This window comes from Ideonella sp. B508-1 (genome assembly GCF_000333615.1).
Classification (GTDB): Bacteria; Pseudomonadota; Gammaproteobacteria; order Burkholderiales; family Burkholderiaceae_C; genus Ideonella.
The window spans coordinates 1-2,252 of sequence record NZ_BADL01000511.1; the positions used below are offsets into that span (position 1 = coordinate 1).

General features: G+C 70.9%; 2 protein-coding genes. Both read right to left on the reverse strand.

Going from position 1 to position 2,252, the window contains the following annotated elements; all coding sequences use genetic code 11:
- Positions 1-865, reverse strand: an 865-nt coding sequence (locus I73_RS29395) for an efflux RND transporter permease subunit (RefSeq protein WP_040501156.1), incomplete at its 3' end; no start/stop codon positions are given.
- A 39-nt stretch (positions 866-904) separates the two neighbouring features.
- Complete coding sequence (locus I73_RS29400; RefSeq protein WP_159105913.1) at positions 905-2,023, reverse strand: efflux RND transporter periplasmic adaptor subunit; 1,119 nt, start codon at positions 2,021-2,023, stop codon at positions 905-907.
- Positions 2,024-2,252: the final 229 nt, after the last annotated feature.

A 2,252-nucleotide genomic window follows, 5' to 3' on the forward strand; every position in this document is an offset into this window, starting at 1 on the left:
GCTGGCGCTGCACGTTCACGATGACCGCAGGCGAGGCATTGGCCCAGGCCGCCAGCCGGGTGTTCTCGGCGTCGTCCACCAGCTTCGCCACATCGCGCACCCGCAGCGGGTTGCCGTTCTTGTAGGCAAAGATCAGGTCGCCGTAGTCGGTGGCGCTGCGGAGCTGGTCGTTCGCATCGATGGTGCTGGCCCGCAGCGCGCCGTCGAAGCTGCCCTTCGACTGGTTCACGTTGGCGTTGCCGATGGCCGTGCGGATGTCGTCCAGGGACAACCCCAGCGAGGCCAGTGCCGTCGGGTTCACCTGGATGCGCACGGCCGGGCGCCGCCCCCCCGCGATGCTCACCAGACCCACGCCAGGCACCTGGGAGATCTTCTGCGCCAGGCGGCTTTCGACCAGGTCATGCACGCGGGTGACGGGCAGGGTGCCGGAGGACACCGCCAGGGTCATGATGGGGGCATCGGCCGGGTTGACCTTGCTGTACACCGGGGGCATGGGCAGGTCGTTGGGCAGCAGGTTGCTGCCGGCATTGATGGCCGCCTGCACCTCCTGCTCGGCCACGTCCAGCGACAGGTTCAGGTCGAAGCGCAAGGTGATGACCGAGGCGCCCCCCGAGCTGCTGGAGGACATCTGGGCCAGGCCGGGCATCTGGCCGAACTGCCGCTCCAGCGGCGCGGTGACCGACGAGCTCATCACGTCCGGGCTGGCGCCAGGGTAGAGCGTGGTCACCTGGATGGTGGGGTAGTCCACCTCCGGCAGCGCGGCGATGGGCAGCAGCCGGTAGGCCAGCAGGCCGCTCAGCAGCAGGGCCAGCATGAGCAGCGAGGTGGCGACGGGCCGCTCGATGAAAAGACGCGACGGATTCATCCCGGGGCTCCAGGGCAGGGTGGGCTTCGGGGCCGGGCGTCAGGGCGCCGGCGCGGAGCCGGCCCAGGCATGGCTGGCGGCCGAGGCGGCATGGCCCGCGCCCCCCGCCCAGGCGTGGTGCCCGCCCCCGGGCCGGGAGGCGCCGGCATCGCCATCGCCGGCCGGCGTGATCACCTGGATCTTGGCACCGTCGCGCAGCCGGTCCATGCCGTCCACCACCACCTGCTGGCCGGGGTGGATCCCGCCTTCGACGGCGGACCAATCGCCTTCGGTGGCCAGGACCTTCACCGCCTGCAGGCGGACGGCATCGGGCGCGACCACCTCGTAGACATAGGCACCATGGGTGCCCTGCTGGATGGCGGCCGCGGGCACGGCTGTGGCCGCGGCCAGCGTGCCCAGCTGCAGCCGCACGTTCACGAACTGGTTGGGGAACAGCTGCAGGTCCTGGTTGGGGAACAGGGCCTTGAGCTTGACCGTGCCCGTGGTGGTGTCGATGGCGTTGTCAGTGCTCGCCACGCTGCCTTGGGCCAGCAGGTGGGTGTTGTCCGTGTCCCAGGCCTCGACGCGCAGGGCCTGGCCCGCTGCCAGGTGGCTGCGCACGGTGGGCAGCTGCTGCTGCGGGATGGCGAACACCATGTTCACCGGCTGGACCTGGGCGATGGAGACCAGGCCGTTGGCATCGCTGGGCGTGACGAGGTTGCCCAGGTCCGCCTGCTTCAGGCCGGCCAGGCCGGAGATCGGGGCCACCACCCGGGTGTAGGACAGCTGCAGCTGGGCATTGCGCACCGCGGCCTGGTCCGTCTGCACGGCGGCTTCGAGCTGTCGCACCAGGGCGTCCTGGGTGTCGAGCTGCTGCTGCGGCGCGGCCTGCCGGGCGACCAGGTCCTTGTAGCGGGCCAGGTCGAGCCGCGCATTGCGCAACTGGGCCTCATCCTTGGCCTGGTTGGCCTGGGCCTGGTCCAGGGCGATCTGGTAGCTCGCGGGATCGATCTGCGCCAGCAGCTGGCCCCCGCGAACGCTTTGGCCTTCGTGGAAGTAGAGGGCCTTGAGCTCACCGCTGACCTTGGCATGCACCACCGCCGTGTTGTCGGCGGCGATGTTGCCGATTGCCGGAACGATCACGCGGATGTCCCGGCGCATCACCGGGCCGATGCTCACGGGCTGGACCCGGGCGCCGAATCCTCCCGGTCCCCGGTGGCCGCCGGCCGCATCGGGGCCCGCGCGGTTCGTCCACCAGAGCGCCAGCAGCAGCAAGAGCAGGGCGGCACCGGCCCAGGCCCAGCCTCGCCGCCTCCGCCGGGGGCTGGCCAGGTGGGCAGGGGAGGGGCTGGACGTGGGGTAAAGAATCAGTCATGAGACAGACGGAAAGAGCTGGCCGAATGACCGG